At 41.7% G+C, this 15,141-nt stretch carries 19 protein-coding genes; 17 read left to right on the top strand and 2 right to left on the bottom strand.

Annotated elements, in window-relative coordinates; all coding sequences use genetic code 11:
- Nucleotides 1–34: 34 nt before the first annotated feature.
- On the bottom strand, nucleotides 35–649 hold the full coding sequence (locus tag BDD30_RS21670; protein ID WP_012776219.1) for a phage repressor protein CI: 615 nt from the start codon (nucleotides 647–649) through the stop codon (nucleotides 35–37).
- A gap of 397 nt (nucleotides 650–1,046) precedes the next feature.
- Here BDD30_RS21670 and BDD30_RS23830 point away from each other — a divergent pair, with 397 nt between their 5' ends.
- From BDD30_RS23830 to BDD30_RS21710, 9 genes are all read left to right on the top strand, one after another.
- Nucleotides 1,047–1,211: a hypothetical protein gene (locus BDD30_RS23830; protein ID WP_167319319.1), complete on the top strand. Its 165-nt coding sequence runs from the start codon at nucleotides 1,047–1,049 to the stop codon at nucleotides 1,209–1,211.
- Nucleotides 1,212–1,491: 280 nt separating this feature from the next.
- On the top strand, nucleotides 1,492–1,728 hold the full coding sequence (locus BDD30_RS21675) for a tail protein X (RefSeq protein WP_012776217.1): 237 nt from the start codon (nucleotides 1,492–1,494) through the stop codon (nucleotides 1,726–1,728).
- Nucleotides 1,729–2,309: 581 nt separating this feature from the next.
- Nucleotides 2,310–3,083 (top strand): phage baseplate assembly protein V, encoded by a 774-nt coding sequence (locus BDD30_RS21680; protein WP_012776215.1) that lies wholly within the window; start codon nucleotides 2,310–2,312, stop codon nucleotides 3,081–3,083.
- Nucleotides 3,083–3,460: a GPW/gp25 family protein gene (locus BDD30_RS21685; RefSeq protein ID WP_012776214.1), complete on the top strand. Its 378-nt coding sequence runs from the start codon at nucleotides 3,083–3,085 to the stop codon at nucleotides 3,458–3,460. The genes BDD30_RS21680 and BDD30_RS21685 overlap by 1 nt, the downstream gene beginning before the upstream one ends.
- Before the next feature lie 4 nt (nucleotides 3,461–3,464).
- Entirely contained in the window at nucleotides 3,465–4,469 is a 1,005-nt protein-coding gene (locus tag BDD30_RS21690; RefSeq protein WP_012776213.1) for a baseplate assembly protein, read from the top strand.
- Nucleotides 4,462–5,076 (top strand): phage tail protein I, encoded by a 615-nt coding sequence (locus BDD30_RS21695; RefSeq protein WP_012776212.1) that lies wholly within the window; start codon nucleotides 4,462–4,464, stop codon nucleotides 5,074–5,076. The genes BDD30_RS21690 and BDD30_RS21695 overlap by 8 nt, the downstream gene beginning before the upstream one ends.
- Nucleotides 5,073–6,200: a phage tail protein gene (locus tag BDD30_RS21700; RefSeq protein WP_012776211.1), complete on the top strand. Its 1,128-nt coding sequence runs from the start codon at nucleotides 5,073–5,075 to the stop codon at nucleotides 6,198–6,200. The genes BDD30_RS21695 and BDD30_RS21700 overlap by 4 nt, the downstream gene beginning before the upstream one ends.
- Nucleotides 6,200–6,703: a phage tail protein gene (locus BDD30_RS21705; RefSeq protein WP_012776210.1), complete on the top strand. Its 504-nt coding sequence runs from the start codon at nucleotides 6,200–6,202 to the stop codon at nucleotides 6,701–6,703. Before BDD30_RS21700 ends, BDD30_RS21705 begins: the two co-directional genes overlap by 1 nt.
- Complete coding sequence (locus BDD30_RS21710) at nucleotides 6,703–7,305, top strand: tail fiber assembly protein (protein ID WP_041381431.1); 603 nt, start codon at nucleotides 6,703–6,705, stop codon at nucleotides 7,303–7,305. Before BDD30_RS21705 ends, BDD30_RS21710 begins: the two co-directional genes overlap by 1 nt.
- A gap of 97 nt (nucleotides 7,306–7,402) precedes the next feature.
- Here BDD30_RS21710 and BDD30_RS21715 read toward each other — a convergent pair whose 3' ends face one another.
- Entirely contained in the window at nucleotides 7,403–7,963 is a 561-nt protein-coding gene (locus BDD30_RS21715) for a phage baseplate protein (RefSeq protein WP_012776208.1), read from the bottom strand.
- A 401-nt stretch (nucleotides 7,964–8,364) separates the two neighbouring features.
- On the opposite strand from BDD30_RS21715, the gene BDD30_RS21720 reads away from it, so the two are divergent.
- The 8 genes from BDD30_RS21720 to BDD30_RS21755 all read left to right on the top strand — a co-directional run bounded on the left by BDD30_RS21720 (nucleotide 8,365) and on the right by BDD30_RS21755 (nucleotide 14,974).
- Nucleotides 8,365–9,537, top strand: coding sequence for a phage tail sheath protein (locus BDD30_RS21720; RefSeq protein WP_012776207.1), 1,173 nt, complete (start codon nucleotides 8,365–8,367; stop codon nucleotides 9,535–9,537).
- Between the two features lie 10 nt (nucleotides 9,538–9,547).
- A complete protein-coding gene (locus tag BDD30_RS21725; RefSeq protein WP_012776206.1) occupies nucleotides 9,548–10,063 on the top strand; it encodes a phage major tail tube protein in 516 nt (171 codons plus the stop codon).
- Between the two features lie 26 nt (nucleotides 10,064–10,089).
- Nucleotides 10,090–10,407, top strand: a complete 318-nt coding sequence (locus tag BDD30_RS21730) for a phage tail assembly protein (RefSeq protein WP_012776205.1) — start codon at nucleotides 10,090–10,092, stop codon at nucleotides 10,405–10,407.
- Nucleotides 10,408–10,421: 14 nt separating this feature from the next.
- Nucleotides 10,422–10,541, top strand: a complete 120-nt coding sequence (locus BDD30_RS21735) for a GpE family phage tail protein (RefSeq protein WP_197535146.1) — start codon at nucleotides 10,422–10,424, stop codon at nucleotides 10,539–10,541.
- Nucleotides 10,534–13,137, top strand: coding sequence for a phage tail tape measure protein (locus BDD30_RS21740; protein ID WP_041381430.1), 2,604 nt, complete (start codon nucleotides 10,534–10,536; stop codon nucleotides 13,135–13,137). The genes BDD30_RS21735 and BDD30_RS21740 overlap by 8 nt, the downstream gene beginning before the upstream one ends.
- Before the next feature lie 2 nt (nucleotides 13,138–13,139).
- Nucleotides 13,140–13,607, top strand: a complete 468-nt coding sequence (locus BDD30_RS21745; protein WP_012776203.1) for a phage tail protein — start codon at nucleotides 13,140–13,142, stop codon at nucleotides 13,605–13,607.
- Complete coding sequence (locus tag BDD30_RS21750) at nucleotides 13,607–14,677, top strand: phage late control D family protein (protein ID WP_041382621.1); 1,071 nt, start codon at nucleotides 13,607–13,609, stop codon at nucleotides 14,675–14,677. The genes BDD30_RS21745 and BDD30_RS21750 overlap by 1 nt, the downstream gene beginning before the upstream one ends.
- A gap of 75 nt (nucleotides 14,678–14,752) precedes the next feature.
- On the top strand, nucleotides 14,753–14,974 hold the full coding sequence (locus BDD30_RS21755) for an ogr/Delta-like zinc finger family protein (protein ID WP_012776201.1): 222 nt from the start codon (nucleotides 14,753–14,755) through the stop codon (nucleotides 14,972–14,974).
- Nucleotides 14,975–15,141: the final 167 nt, after the last annotated feature.

Here is a 15,141-nt window from a genome sequence, read left to right on the forward strand (position 1 = left end):
TGGAAAAATTAATTTATTGGTAATGGAAAAACTATCAGTACCTGGAAATCATCAGATAAACTCGACCAATGAAGTTAATTTCATCAATTGCACAATCAAAGGTCACATCATTATCATATACCCTGATTTTACCAACCGGGATTTTTGTGATCTTTTTAATACTATGCATTCCTTCAATATCAATTAACCATAAACCATCCTGCACATCAGGTTCTGCTGTATCTAGCAAATACCAAGTGTCATTGTTGTCTATAATGAGAGGTTTTTTTATTTCTTTGGCAATGAGTTGATTATCTAAAGTCACAGGGTTGTCAGCGTTCAACTTTCCACCAACCAATTTAACCCGTTGTATTGTCGGAGTGATAATGTTTTCTAAAGATTCCCTTTTCTTTTCTCCATCAGGGAACATTTCTCCTTGTCCTGTGCTTAACCATAACAATGAAGCATTGGTTTCAAGGTTGCATTGAATAACCCAATCTGCGGGAAAACTATCTCTTAAATACCGGTTTGCCATTGTACTTTTAGACACACCTAAATGGTCGCTTAGTGCTTGACGTGATTTAAACCCATATGCACTAACAAGGCGTTCGATAGCTTGTTTTCCTCCACTATCTGCACCCATTTTTATCTCAGTTACATTTTTTTTCATTTAAAGTATAGTTTAGTGAGTCTGCCGTCTTCACAAAGCTCTCTAATTAAGAGCTGTAGTGAGTCCAAATAAATTTATTAGATCCAATGACTGATATTGCATCATAGGCATCTAAATTTCAATCTATATACTTTGTGAAACTATATAATCTAAATAAAGAGAAAAAATCTTCTAAGCAATAAAATAAGAAAAACTGATTAATTACAACGAATTGTGATAGGAAAGAAACCTTTTTAATCATTAATTATTTCAATAAAAACAATAATTAATATATTAACACTATCAAATATAGTTCTTAAAAAAGATAAAAAACCCCTTTAATTTTTTCTAATCAACGTGTACTGTCCTTATATACAGTTATGTTATACGGGGGGTAAGTTTGTCAGTGGACTTTCTTATGGAATCAGTAATAGCGCAACGTATTAATTTTATTGCCAGAATGGCAACAAGCTGTGAATGTAATCATGTTGAAGATAAAGAGCTAGCTTTGACTTGGATTGCAGAATTATCAACGCCACTTGCGAAACAACTTATTAACCGTCATGAAACATTTGAAGAATAAATGTGACGAATAAATAGTACGCATGTGGGATTTTTGTATGATAAATAATCTACAGTTTCTAAGTTGGTTATGATTACATTGAAAAATGAGCTGAAAAATAGATATTCCCCATGAATTCAGCAAATTTTAAAAGATATGATTAATTGTAGCCACTGAAAAGTGGCTTCTTGCTTTTCATTTGTACTATTACTCTAACAATGTTGTTTCATTGTTTCCTCTCTTCTATTGGCACACCATGGTACTCTAATTTAACAATATTTCCTGTAATAGAGAGTACCTAATGAAAATAATTTCACATCAAAATGATACTGTTGATGCCTTGTGCTGGCGTCACTATGGCCGAACTCAGGGTATGACTGAACTTGTCCTGGAAGCTAATCCAGGGTTGGTTGAATTGATATTTAAAAAATTTCCTGAATTGTCTGAATATAGCGTAATCCTGCCATATGGCACTGAAGTTGAAATGCCGGAAGTTATACCAACTACAACAAAACCTATTCTACAACTCTGGGATTAAAGATAACGAATTGGGGTGAATACAACCATACCATTTATGGTAGTGTTAGTTTGATTACTTTTTCATAGGGTTATAACGCTATTTTTACCAGAGTTGTTAGGAGTATGGCTTAATCTACTGGCCTTTTAAGAGCAAATAAAACCTATCCACATCTTGCAGGATATTTTGGAAAAACTAAAAATTGAATTTGTGTTTGGATCGAAATATGTCTGTTTGGAATTGGATAAGCAAATGGTTGAAGTGACTCATTGTAATTGTATTGTTTTACAGCATTCGAACGAGAATCATTAGTAATCAAAAATCAACTTACCTGTAGTATCTTATATCCAGTATGTGATTAAACGGTACGACATCGAAATTTCTTAGATTATTGTGTTAAGCGTTGACAAGACCCCCCCCGCAGATTATTAAAAAGCCTTTCTCTCTAAGGGAAAGGCTTTTTAATTCATGTTGTTATAGTTTTCCTCCTCTAAGAAATTTGTCTGACCTTTCCTACAATTCGCTTTTAATGTCCACCGCTACCTTTAATGTCATTCTTCCAAACATAAACCCATAACTACCTACATGGCATTTTTCCGAATATGGATACACAACTAACAGAGCTTCTACGCTTATTACGTAACCTGATCAGAACTGGTGTTGTTACCGAGGTAGATCATGCCCGAGGTATGTGCCGGATCGCGACAGGCAATCTTGAAACCGATTGGCGGCCTTGGTTGACCATGCGAGCAGGTCATTCCCGTACCTGGTGGGCACCCAGTGTTAATGAGCAGGTTTTATTACTATCCGTTGGTGGAGAGCTAACCACTTCCTTTGTATTACCGGCTATTTATTCCGATCAATTTCCAGCTCCGTCAGTTTCTTCCGAAGCTGTTCATATTGCTTTCCCTGATGGAGCCGTAATGGTGTATGAGCCGAAATTTGGTGCCTTAGTGGTAAAAGGTATCAGGACTGCCAGTGTGCAAGCTATAAATTCCATATCACTTGAGGCAACGAATATAGCACTAAAAGCACACGATAAAATCTCAATATCGGCAAATAACAAAATTGAATTGGCATCGCACAACGAAATCTCAATGTCGGCAGATAACAAAATTGGATTGTCATCGCATAACGAAATCGCGATGGGGGCAGATAACAAAATTGGACTGGAGGCGAAAAAAGACTTTGCACTGAAAGCATATGAAGTCAAGTGTGAAGCAACAAAAGAAATGAGTCTGAAAGCGTCGAAAATTAAATTGGACGGTGATGTTGAAAACACAGGCGGAAAACTCAGTTCTAACGGTGTGACCTTACATTCTCACCAACACTCTGGTGTCATGGCAGGCGGTGCGACAACAGGAGGCCCCGTATAATGATGTATCTTGGAATGAACCGGCAGACCGGTCGTAGCCTGACAGATTTGGAACATGTACGCCAGTCTGTCAGCGATATCTTACTAACACCCATAGGTAGCCGTGTAGAACGCCGTACTTATGGTTCTCTGCTACCTGAATTAATTGACTGGCCACAAAACGCAGCCTTACGCCTGCAAGTTATGGCCGCCTGTTATACAGCTATCAGCCGATGGGAACCGCGAATTAATCTGACAGCTATCACTATAGATACCCCAAAAGACGGAGATACTCAAAAAGACGGAGATACCCAAAAAAACGGCAAAATGACAATAGATATATCTGGTCATTATCAGCTGTCCCCTGGGGGTTTTTCTCTATCCATTCCTGTGAGGTAAAACAATGCCGAATATTGACCTAAGCCAATTGCCACCACCTAATGTAGTCGAGCCACTGGATTACGACATCCTGTTGGCTGAACGTAAAGCCAGATTAATATCTCTTTATCCTGAAGAACAACGGGATGCTATTACTCGAACATTGGAATTGGAGTCCGAACCTCTGGTTAAGCTACTTGAGGAAAACGTTTACCGGGAATTGATATTGCGCCAGCGGGTTAATGAAGCTGCCCGTGCAGTAATGTTGGCCTATGCAACTAATAACGATTTAGACCAGTTGGGAGCGAACTATAACGTTACTCGGGCAGTTATGGAGCCTGATAGTACCTTCCGTAAGCGCATCCAAAATGCCTTCGAAGGGCTAAGTGTTGCAGGGCCGATACGTGCATATGAATATCATGCTTCCAAAGTTAATGAAGGTATTCGTGTTAATAAAGATGATGAAAAAGGTAAAGGTGAATATCAAATTGTTGATGATGTTTCAGTCATCAGTCCATCACCAGCTAATGTGACCGTAACTATTTTGTCACAAAAATGGATATGGGAAAAAGATAAGGACGATAAGGTAGATGAAAAACATAACGGTGTACCTTCACAAGATTTACTGGATAAAGTGGTTGTAGCACTCAATGACGAAGATGTCAGGCCAGTTGCTGACCGGGTAAAAGTACAACCAGCCCAAATAGTGGAATATCAGATTGATGCTGTGCTCCATCTTGATCCGACACCCGAGTCTGAGCCTATTCGTAAATTGGCTCAGCAAAATATGGATAACTATATAAAGGATCAACATAAGTTAGGACGGGATATCCGGTTATCCGCTATTTATGCCGCGCTGCATGTAGCAGGGGTACAACAGGTGGAATTAAGAGCTCCGACGAAGGATATAATTCTGTGTGAAGATCAAGCTCCTTATTGCTCTAGTGCAAAATTAGAACTGGTTAAAACCCAGGCTTCTGATTGTTCCAAACCAAATCCAAATCTCATAATGGGAGGTTATGATGAATGACCGCCTGTTACCAACAGGTTCTACTGTTTTGGAGTTAGCAGCTGCTAAGGCATGTTCGCAATTGCAAAACATTCCAATACCGCTTCGCAAACTCTGGAATCCTGATACCTGCCCTGAGGAGTTATTACCCTATCTGGCATGGGCGTGGTCGGTTGATCGCTGGGATGAGAAGTGGTCGGTAAGTACTAAGCGGGGAGTGATAAAAAATTCGCTGTTTTTACACAGACATAAGGGAACTATTGGTGCCGTTCGTCGCGTGGTAGAGCCGCTAGGCTATCTTATTCAAATAAAGGAATGGTGGCAGAACAACGAAACACCGGGCACATTCCGGTTAGCGATAGGGGTACAGGAAAACGGCATTACCGAAGAAACTTTTTTAGAGCTGGAACGGCTAATTTTTGATGCCAAGCCTGTAAGTCGTCATCTGGTAGGTTTATCAATCAATCTGGATATTAAGGGCGAATTTTATTGCGCTGCGACGAGTTATAGTGGAGATGACCTTACTGTTTACCAATATCTCCCTGATGTCATCACAACTAGCGACAATGCTCCTTTAGGGGCTGCAATTCATTTGATCGATACAGATACATTGAGGGTTTCACCATGAAATACTTTGCAATTTTAACAAAACTGGGAGCGGCGAAGCTGGCAAATGCAGCTGCTTTGGGAACAAAAGTCGATATTACTCATATGGCTGTTGGTGATGGTGGCGGTAAATTACCTGATCCTGACGTTAATCAGACACAGCTAGTTAATGAAAAACGTCGAGCCGCAATTAATACATTGAGTGTCGACCCGGTAAACACCAACCAAATTATTGCCGAACAAATTATCCCTGAAGGTGAGGGTGGTTGGTGGATGCGTGAAATTGGCCTGTTTGACAGTGAAGGTAACTTGATTGCGGTGGCAAACTGCCCGGAAACCTATAAACCACAATTACAGGAAGGTTCGGGTAGAACACAAACTATCAGAATGATCTTAATTGTCAGCAATACTGATTCAGTAACATTGAAAATTGATCCTTCTATAGTTCTGGCAACTCGTGAATATGTAGATAGTTCTATTCTGAAACATGAAAAAAGTCGCAATCACCCAGATGCTACGTTGACAGAGAAAGGTTTTACAAAACTCAATAGCGCGACTAACAGTAATGATGAAACCACAGCAGCAACCCCTAAAGCAGTAAAAGCCGCTTATGATAATGCCAATAGTAAATTGGCGAAAAACCAAAATGGCGCGGATATCCCAGATAAAAATGCTTTTGTGAAAAACCTTGGTTTGTTGGAAAAGCTAATTCCGGTCGGTGTACCTATTCCCTGGCCAACTGACACACCACCAGAAGGATGGGTTCAGTGTAATGGTGCGGCCTTTGATAAGTCGAAATTTCCGGAGTTAGCTAAGGCTTATCCTGGTGGTAATTTGCCCGATTTGCGTGGGGAATTTATCCGTGGTTGGGATGCTGGGCGTGGAGTCGATCCATCTCGCACATTATTGGTATGGCAGGAAGGCTCTTATTTACTACAGGAAATTGCTGGTCAGCCTGCTGATAATGTTGTTAATTTTTCACTCAATGAACGTATAAAGTTACAGTGGGATACTCCCCAACATAAAGAGATTCCACTAAGAGCTAGATCTGTAGGTTCAGCAACAACCTGGACTACCAGTGCTGGTTACATAGGAGTATCAAGGCCACGCAACGTAGCGTTTAACTACATTGTAAGGGCAGCATAATGAGTATATCTGTACTTGAAGAGATCCCGGTGGGAATACCTCTTCCTTGGCCAACTAACATACCACCAAATGGATGGGTAAAATGTAATGGAGCAATCTTTGATAAATCTTTATATCCAAAATTAGCAGAAGTTTATCCTAGTGGTAGGTTGCCTGATTTACGGGGTGAATTTATCCGTGGATGGGATGATGGGCGTGGGGTGGACATTGGTCGATATCTGCTTTCCGATCAATTGGCTGATGTTGCTCCACATAATCACAGGCTTAGCCGGATGTGGTCCAACTCAAGTGCGGCTACAGCTGATGGTTTGGGAACACCGAACTATATTCTCAATAGTGTCACAAAAGAGGCTAACTACGGAATTGATAGCCGTAGATTGGGTATCGCTACCGGAATGGGAAATGGTGGCTTTGGTTATATGGATAATGCGATTTTTGCTTCAACAGGAACAGAAACACGTCCGCGAAACGTGGCATTTAATTACATTGTGAGGATTGCTTGATGAATAAAGCTGTACTTGTACTGGATGAAAATAATATTGCTATCAGTACTGGAAGTATCATTGTGTTTAATTACGATGCGATTACGCTGGAATATTTAAACAGTACTGATGAACATCTTTCCGTTGGCATTGGTCTTCCTGCTAATTCTTGCACAGACGCACCGCCTAATGCCCAAGAGGGATATGTTGCCTGCCGTTCATCTGATTTAACTGGCTGGCAAGTTGTGCCAGATTATCGAGGAAAAATAGCTTACAACACACAAACTGGGGAACAGAAAGAAATCATTAAACCCGGTGAATTGCCTGGAGAACTGACATTCAAACAACCTGTCACCGATTTTGATAAATGGGATGGTGAAAAATGGGTAACGGACATTGAAGCCCAAAAAGTCAGCCAGATTGAACAGGCAGAACAACAACGAGTCACTCTGCGCCAACGAGCTGATGAGGCCATGACTTTATTACAATATGCTATTGAGGCTGAGATGGCTTCAGACGCAGAGAAAGCATTGTTGCTTACCTGGAAAAAGTATGTAGTATTACTAAGTCGTGTTGATACTTCACTGGATTCAGATATTGAGTGGCCACAAATACCAGAATAATGAAGCTGTTAAGACCGGGTATTATGCTACTCTCCGGTCTTTTTCAATAATGCAAATGAATGGTGTATCTGAAGTAAGTAATAGAGTTTTAGGGGCCTTATGTATTTCTATACCATCCCATCAACTTAACATATGAGTTAGTAATTGGAATCGCAGCGCTAGCCCCCGTGCTTCCTGTATTGCCCGAAATTGTATGGCTATGTGGCCCTATTGATACCGTATGGGCATGAGCGCCATCAGTGCTGGTATTAAACTTGTAATTGTCAAAATCTGTCTTCCCAGACCCCTGATTGTTTTTAGAGCCGTCATAATAGCCATAACGTCCACCATCTTGTTCACCCCACCCGCTATCATGTTTGTGCTCTCCAGTGGTATTGGTGGTTCGAGTACCATAATCAAATATATCTGTCATTCCTGAAAGTACATGATTATGTGCTGGCATTTGTGCCACTGTCAGAGTTATCAAATCGTTACCACCCGTTGACAAAATATCAGCGCCATTAGCACTAGCCAATCGAACTGTTTTATTTTCATCAATATATTTCCATGTAGTACCAGGAAACAGTACATTTGGGTTTTTATTTTGAGCAAACCAAACAACCATTCCTACAGGATATAGTGTGTTAATAATAGTTTCCACCAAACCAAGATTTTTCAAAACTCACTATTCTGTGAAATTTCCGAAAGAATAGTCTCTATGGGTATTAGGCAGGGGAATATATGGGAAAAATCAGCTATATCCGGGTGTCAACAAATGACCAGAACGGTGATTTACAATGAAACACATTAAAAAGCACAAATAACGAACTACTTTTGAGGGAAAAATCTATGAAAAAACAATCAACAAACAGGGCTAAAAATTCCCAACAGTTAAGAAACAAGATTGATTTATAGAAGTTTCATTTCTCACTATCTATAAAGTACTTACAGGTAAATAATTAGAAAAAATAATAAATTAACTAACCTGATTTGTACCATCTGCCACACATTTCTTATCGAATGATTTAATAACTGGGATACCTCAACATAGCGGGACACCTTAATAGGAGAACCGCTAATATGGCACAAGATTATCATCATGGCGTCCGTGTACAGGAAATTAACGAAGGTACACGCACCATTACCACAATTAGCACCGCTATTGTTGGTATGGTCTGTACAGGTCCTGAGGCAGACGAAAAAGCTTTTCCACTAAACACTCCGGTTTTGATTACTGATGTTTCGATGGCAATAGGCAAAGCGGGTAAAACCGGTACATTGCCTCAAGCACTTAAAGCTATCGCAGACCAGGCTAAACCCGTTACTGTTGTTGTCCGTGTTGCACAAGGTGAAACGGAAGATCAAACGACCACCAATATCATTGGTACTACGACTAATGAAGGTAAGAAAACCGGTATACAGGCACTGTTGGCAGCACAAGGCCAATTAGGTGTGAAGCCACGTATTCTGGGGGTTCCAGGGCTGGATACAAAAGCTGTTGCTGTTGAATTAGCGACTATTGCTCAAAAACTGAGAGCAATGGCTTATATCAGTGCCTATGGTTGTAAGAATAAAGAAGAAGTTGCCAAATATCGTGAAAACTTCGGTCAGCGGGAACTGATGCTGATTTGGCCTGATTTCCTGAGTTGGGATACCGTTTCTAACAGCGAAGCTACTGCCTACGCTACTGCTCGTGCACTGGGCCTGCGGTCAAAAATTGATGAAGAAACGGGTTGGCATAAGACACTGTCAAATATCGGCGTCAATGGTGTGACTGGTATTTCAGCAGACGTATTCTGGGATCTTCAAGATCCAGCAACTGATGCTGGTTATCTAAACGAAAAGGGTATTACGACACTTATCCGCAAGAATGGCTTCCGTTTTTGGGGTTCCCGTACTTGTGCGAGTGATCCATTGTTCCAGTTCGAAAGTTACACCCGTACTGCTCAGGTATTGGCTGATACTATGGCGGAAGCGCATATGTGGGCAATCGATAAGCCACTGACTCCTTCACTGGTACGAGACATTATTGAAGGTGTTAACGCTAAATTCCGTGAATTGAGGTCCGGAGGATACATCATTAATGGTAAGTGCTGGTACGACGAAAGCGCTAATGATAAAGACACTCTGAAAGCGGGTAAATTGACCCTCGATTACGACTACACACCTGTACCACCACTGGAAAATATGATGTTACGCCAGCGTATTACAGATAAATACCTGATGGATTTCGCGAAAAGCATAAACGGCTAAGGGGGCACAGATGGCATTACCTCGCAAACTTAAATACCTGAATTTGTTTAATGACGGCAATAACTATCAGGGAATAGTAGAAGAACTTACTCTGCCTAAATTGAGCCGTAAATTGGAAACCTATCGCGGCGGTGGTATGAACGGTAGCGCGACCGTGGATTTAGGACTGGATGAAGGCGCATTGGATGTTGAATTTACGCTGGGAGGTATGGAAGCTCAGCATTATCGGCAGTGGGGGCTAACTAAAACCGACGGCGTAATGTTGCGTTTTTCGGGTTCCTGTCAGCGTGATGATACCAGTGATGTGATTGCTGTTGAAATCGTGATGCGTGGCCGCTTCCATGAGTTTGACCATGGCACTTATAAGCAAGGGGATAACACTCAGACCAAAATCAGCGCTAAAAACACCTATTTCAAACTGACATGGGATGGCCAAACGCTGATCGAAGTGGATACCGTTAACATGGTTGAAATTGTTAATGGTGAGGATCGTCTGGCAGATCACCGCCGCGCTATGGGTCTTTAATCTAATCGGATAAACAAGGTTGAACCATGACAGAAACACTCATTACTCAAAACGACGAGCAGCGCACAATCGTATTAGAAGAGCCACTTGCACGTGGTGGTAGCAACATCACTGAAGTGGTGATTCGCAAACCTAACAGTGGGGCGCTGCGTGGTGCTCGGCTACAGGCTTTGCTTGAGATGGATGTGGACTCAATGATGTTAGTTTTGCCACGCGTTACCACACCCGCTCTCACGAAAAGCGACCTGTTGGCAATGACACCCGGCGATCTGATTAATCTCAGTGTTGAGGTGGTCAATTTTTTGTTACCGAAGTCGGCGAAGTCCGGTTTCCAGACCGACTAACCGTAGATGATTTGGTGGCAGATATTGCCACCGTTTTCCACTGGTCTCCGTCAGTGACAAGTGAAATGTCACTGACGGAATTACTGGACTGGCGACATCGGGCCATCTTACGAAGTGGTGCAGAAAATGAGTAATACACAGTCACAGCTTAAATTGGTAATACAGTCCGTTAATAAGCTAACCAGCGTCTTGAAATCCGTACAGCGAAATAATAGAAGGTTGGCGGATTCTATCCGGCAAAACCGTGGTGAATTCAAGCGATTAAATCAGACTTGGGACGTCATTAAACCTTATTCTGCTCCTGAATATGCGCAGGGAACTGCGCATACTAGTAGCAAAAATTTTCTAATGCCGGATTATGATCTTAATGTTCAATTATCTAAAATTCAGGCACAAACCAATATTGAAAAAAATTCTCCTAAATACACCACGTTGCTCAATCAAAGTTATGAACGGAGTAAAAGAGCCGGGGTTTCTGCTAGTCAGGTTGTGCAGGAAACTGCGCAAACTAGTCGCAAAAAAGAAGAGAGTCGTAGTGAAAACCGTTATAGCAAAATAAAAGATTTTCGTGATCGTATTAGCCAACATGGCGCTAGTGCGAAATCGGCAGGCGTTAACATACTGACAACCAGTAAAAACTTTCTGATGCCAGGTTATGATCTTAATGCGCAGATGTCTAAAATTCAGGCACAAACTAATATTGAAAAAAACTCTCCTGAATACGCTATGTTGCTCAACCAAAGCCGTGAGTTGAGTAAAAGCACAGGGGTTTCTGCTAATCAAATTGCACAAGGACAGAGCCTTTATGCATCCAAGGGTTATTCCTCTGATCAGATAAAGAATATGATGCCCGGTACGGTATCAATGTCACAGGCTAATGGTGCAGATTTCGCCGCTACCATTGATATTGGCACTAATGTGCTGGAAGGGTTCAAATTACAATCCGAAGAGATGAGCCGTGTGAGTGATGTTTTAACGGCAACGTTTACTGGTTCAAAAACGACGTTGGCGGCATTGGGTGACACCATGAAATTTGTTGCGCCGACCGCTTCTTCTTTGGGGATTGATATTGAAACTGTTGCTGCTGCTACCAGAAAGCTGAGTGATGCCAATATCAAAGGAAGTGAGGCTGGAGAGGTTCTGAGCAGTATGCTGGGACGGTTGGCTGAACCGCCTAAAGCCGCTGCCGCTGCATTGGCACAACTAAGTATCAAGATCCGTGATGCTAAAGGTAATTTACGACAATTACCCGATATTCTCGTTGAACTGGATGATAAAACGCGCTCAATGAGCAGCAAACAACGTACAAGTTATTTCACGGCAATTGGTGGGGAAAATGCCGCTCCTGCTTTGGATGTATTGGTGAATCAGGCAGGGCAGGGAGAATTGCAATCTTTTATCGATAAATTAAGAAATGTTCAAGGTGAATCCCAAAAAGTTGCATCGACAATGACGAATAGCCTCACCGGTGATATCCAGAAACTCAATGCCGCTTGGAGTGATCTGGGCGTTCAGATGTTTTCTGGTGTAGAAGGTCCTGCAAGAGAAGTCACTCAGAAAGTAACAAATGTCGTCAATAAAGTCAGTGAATGGATGAAAGCCAATCCACGATTGGCAGCAACGCTTGCGACTATCACGATGGTCGTTGGAGGGGTGTTAACTGTTTTTGGCGCATTCGCACAAGCGATAGCTTCAATATTACTTCCACTAGCTGTAGCAAAATATAGTCTTACTCTCTTTGGTAGTACTGGTGTGAGAGCGCTTGGGTTAGTTGGAAATGCTCTGAAAATGTTGGGAAGTACCATGATGATCGTTGGTCGTCTGATGATGGCTAACCCGATCCTCGCTATTGTTGGTTTGATTGCTATGGCGGCTGTTTATATTTGGCAAAATTGGGAAACATTGGGGCCGAAATTTTCTCAGCTTTGGGAAAATATTAAAATCAGCTTGAGTGAGAAATGGGAATCAATTAAACAGAGTGCCTTGCAAATCTGGGATAATATTAAAAATAATATAAGTAATGCCTGGGAGTTAGTGAAACAGAATACATTAGATATCTGGGAGAATATTAAAATATCGATCTCGGATAAATGGAATGAAATTATTACTGATGTAATGAATCTGCCCAGTAAATTTAAAGAGGTTGGCACAGCGATAATTAATAGTTTGTTGGAGGGGATTAATGAAAAATGGGAGGTATTGAAAAAGAAACTGACCTCATTATCTGATTATATCCCTGATTGGATGCGGCCAGGTGAAGATACTTCAAAAGGTACCAATAATAACATGACTCATAATGTCAGTTCGGTTCTGCCTAAACATGATAAAGGTGGAATTATTCCAGCTGGAGGATTTGGTATTGTTGGTGAATATGGACCGGAGATTGTAACAGGCCCTGTTAATGTCATTAGCCGACGTCAGACGGCTAAACTTGCAGCCGCTGCTGCGTTTTCTTTAAGTGTAATGGCACCTTCTGCGGCAGCCAGAACAGCACCATTGCATATTCAGAGTTTACCTGTTCAGGCGTATCCACAGATTCAGGAGAAGGTGGAGAAGCGCCACCAAATACAATACCGTAATGAATCGCCGGTCTATCATATAAATATCTATGGGGCACCGGGGCAGTCTGCTCAGGATATTGCCGCAGTGGTCAGGCGCGAACTGGATGATCGGGAACGTAAACAGCAAGCTCGTTTACGTAGTTCATTCTCTGATAGAGGAGAATTCTAATTATGATGGCTGCACTGGGTTTATTTGTTTTTATGTTGAAAACCACACCATATCAGAATTTGCAATATCAGCAGTCATGGCGGCATGCTTTTAATAGCCGTATCGGGCTTCGGCCTGCTTGGCAATTTCTGGGGCCGGATAACGACACGATGACACTTTCAGGCTCGTTATATCCAGAAATTACCACCGGTAGCCGTTTGTCATTGATAGCTCTACAGATTATGGCTGATAGCGGTAAAGCTTGGTCCTTTATAGATGGCAGAGGCACAGTTTACGGCATGTTTGTCATTGAGAAGATCGAACAGACAAAAACGGAATTGATGTCGAATGGTGCTGCTCGCAAAATTGATTTTACTTTGTCATTGCGGCGAGTTGATAGTTCTTTAGGTGAAATGTTCGGTGATCTTCAGGACCAGTTCTCTATGCTTACAGACAATTCGGCAAGTAGAGTCAGAGGGGTATTGCCATGATGTCTGAGTTTGGCAGGGTTCCAGAAAAAGGCAGTGCGCCGGGATTTCTTCTGGAAATTGATAATAAAGATATCAGTGGGCGCATTCAATCGCGCCTGATATCACTGACGATGACAGATAATCGCGGTTTTGAGGCCGATCAGCTTGATATTGAGCTGGATGATGCAGATGGTAGCTTGATGTTACCTTCTCGAGGTAATGTGATTTCATTGGCATTAGGGTGGCGTGATCAGCCACTTATGGATAAAGGACGTTTTACCGTGGATGAAATTGAGCACAGTGGAGCACCGGATAAATTAACTATCCGTGCCCGTAGTGCCGATTTTCGTGAATCTCTCAATATGAGACGTGAAGTGTCTTATCATCAGAAAACGATAGGTGAGATTGTCCGTACTATTGCCGCCAGAAATAACCTTACCGCCGATTTGCATAAGGATATAGCGAAGGTATTTATTAATCACATCGATCAGACAAATGAATCTGATGGTAGCTTTCTTACCCGGTTGGCAAATCAGGAAGGGGCAATTGCCTCAGTAAAAAATGGCAAATTGATATTTATTCGGCAAGGGCAGAACAAAACAGCCAGCGGCCAAGTTATCCCTGCATTAGTGATCACTCGTCAGTCAGGGGATAGTCATAATTTTACTCTGTCTGATCGTGAGGCTTATACCGGCGTGGTGGCAAATTGGTTAGATACCCGTAAACCGGAGAAAAAGCACACTTTGGCAGTTAGGCGAGGTACAGGTAAATCAAAATCATATCTGATTGGTAGCACGGGTAATGTACTGGAGCTTTCCCGTGTTTATGCTGATGAAGCCAGCGCTAAGCGTGCGGCTAAAGTTGCTTGGGAAAAAATACAACGTGGTACGGCGACATTTTCAATTCAACTGGCTCAAGGGCGTGCAGATCTTTATCCCGAAGTACCCATACAAGTCACGGGCTTTAAACCTGAAATAGATGAAACGGAATGGACGCTAACAAAAGTTACTCACACGATAAATGGATCTAGCGGTGGTTTTACAACGGCGCTGACTCTGGAATTAAAAATTGATGATCTCGACATGAAATAATTGTTCTTTAAATGAGATCTCGTTGCTATATTGTTCTCGGAATGAGATTTAATGTTTTAGTTAAGGGTAAGAAATATGATCAAGTGTCCTCTTTGTGGTCAAGCTGCTCATGCACGCAGCAGTTTTGAGCATTCCAGTCAGACAAAAGAACGCTACAACCAGTGTCAAAATATCAATTGTGGTGCAACCTTCGTCAGCCATGAAACATTTGTCCGCTTTATTTCCAAGCCGGGTGAGGTGGTGAGTGTTAAGCCACATCCCAAAGAAAAGTCTAAAACTCAGTTGAATTTGGCTTGAAGAGTTACAGGCTAACTGTAAATGTTTGCCACCGATAGGTGGCTTTTTTATGTATGCAGAACTCGTTATGTACCTTTAATAGCTAACCACTTTGTTAAATATCTTGTGAATAGTTAATAAATTCTCTTGCGTCTGTGATCATATTTTGTCAGCTTTAGTGTAATCAG

The organism is Photorhabdus asymbiotica (genome assembly GCF_003634575.1).
GTDB classification, from domain to species: Bacteria; Pseudomonadota; Gammaproteobacteria; order Enterobacterales; family Enterobacteriaceae; genus Photorhabdus; species Photorhabdus asymbiotica.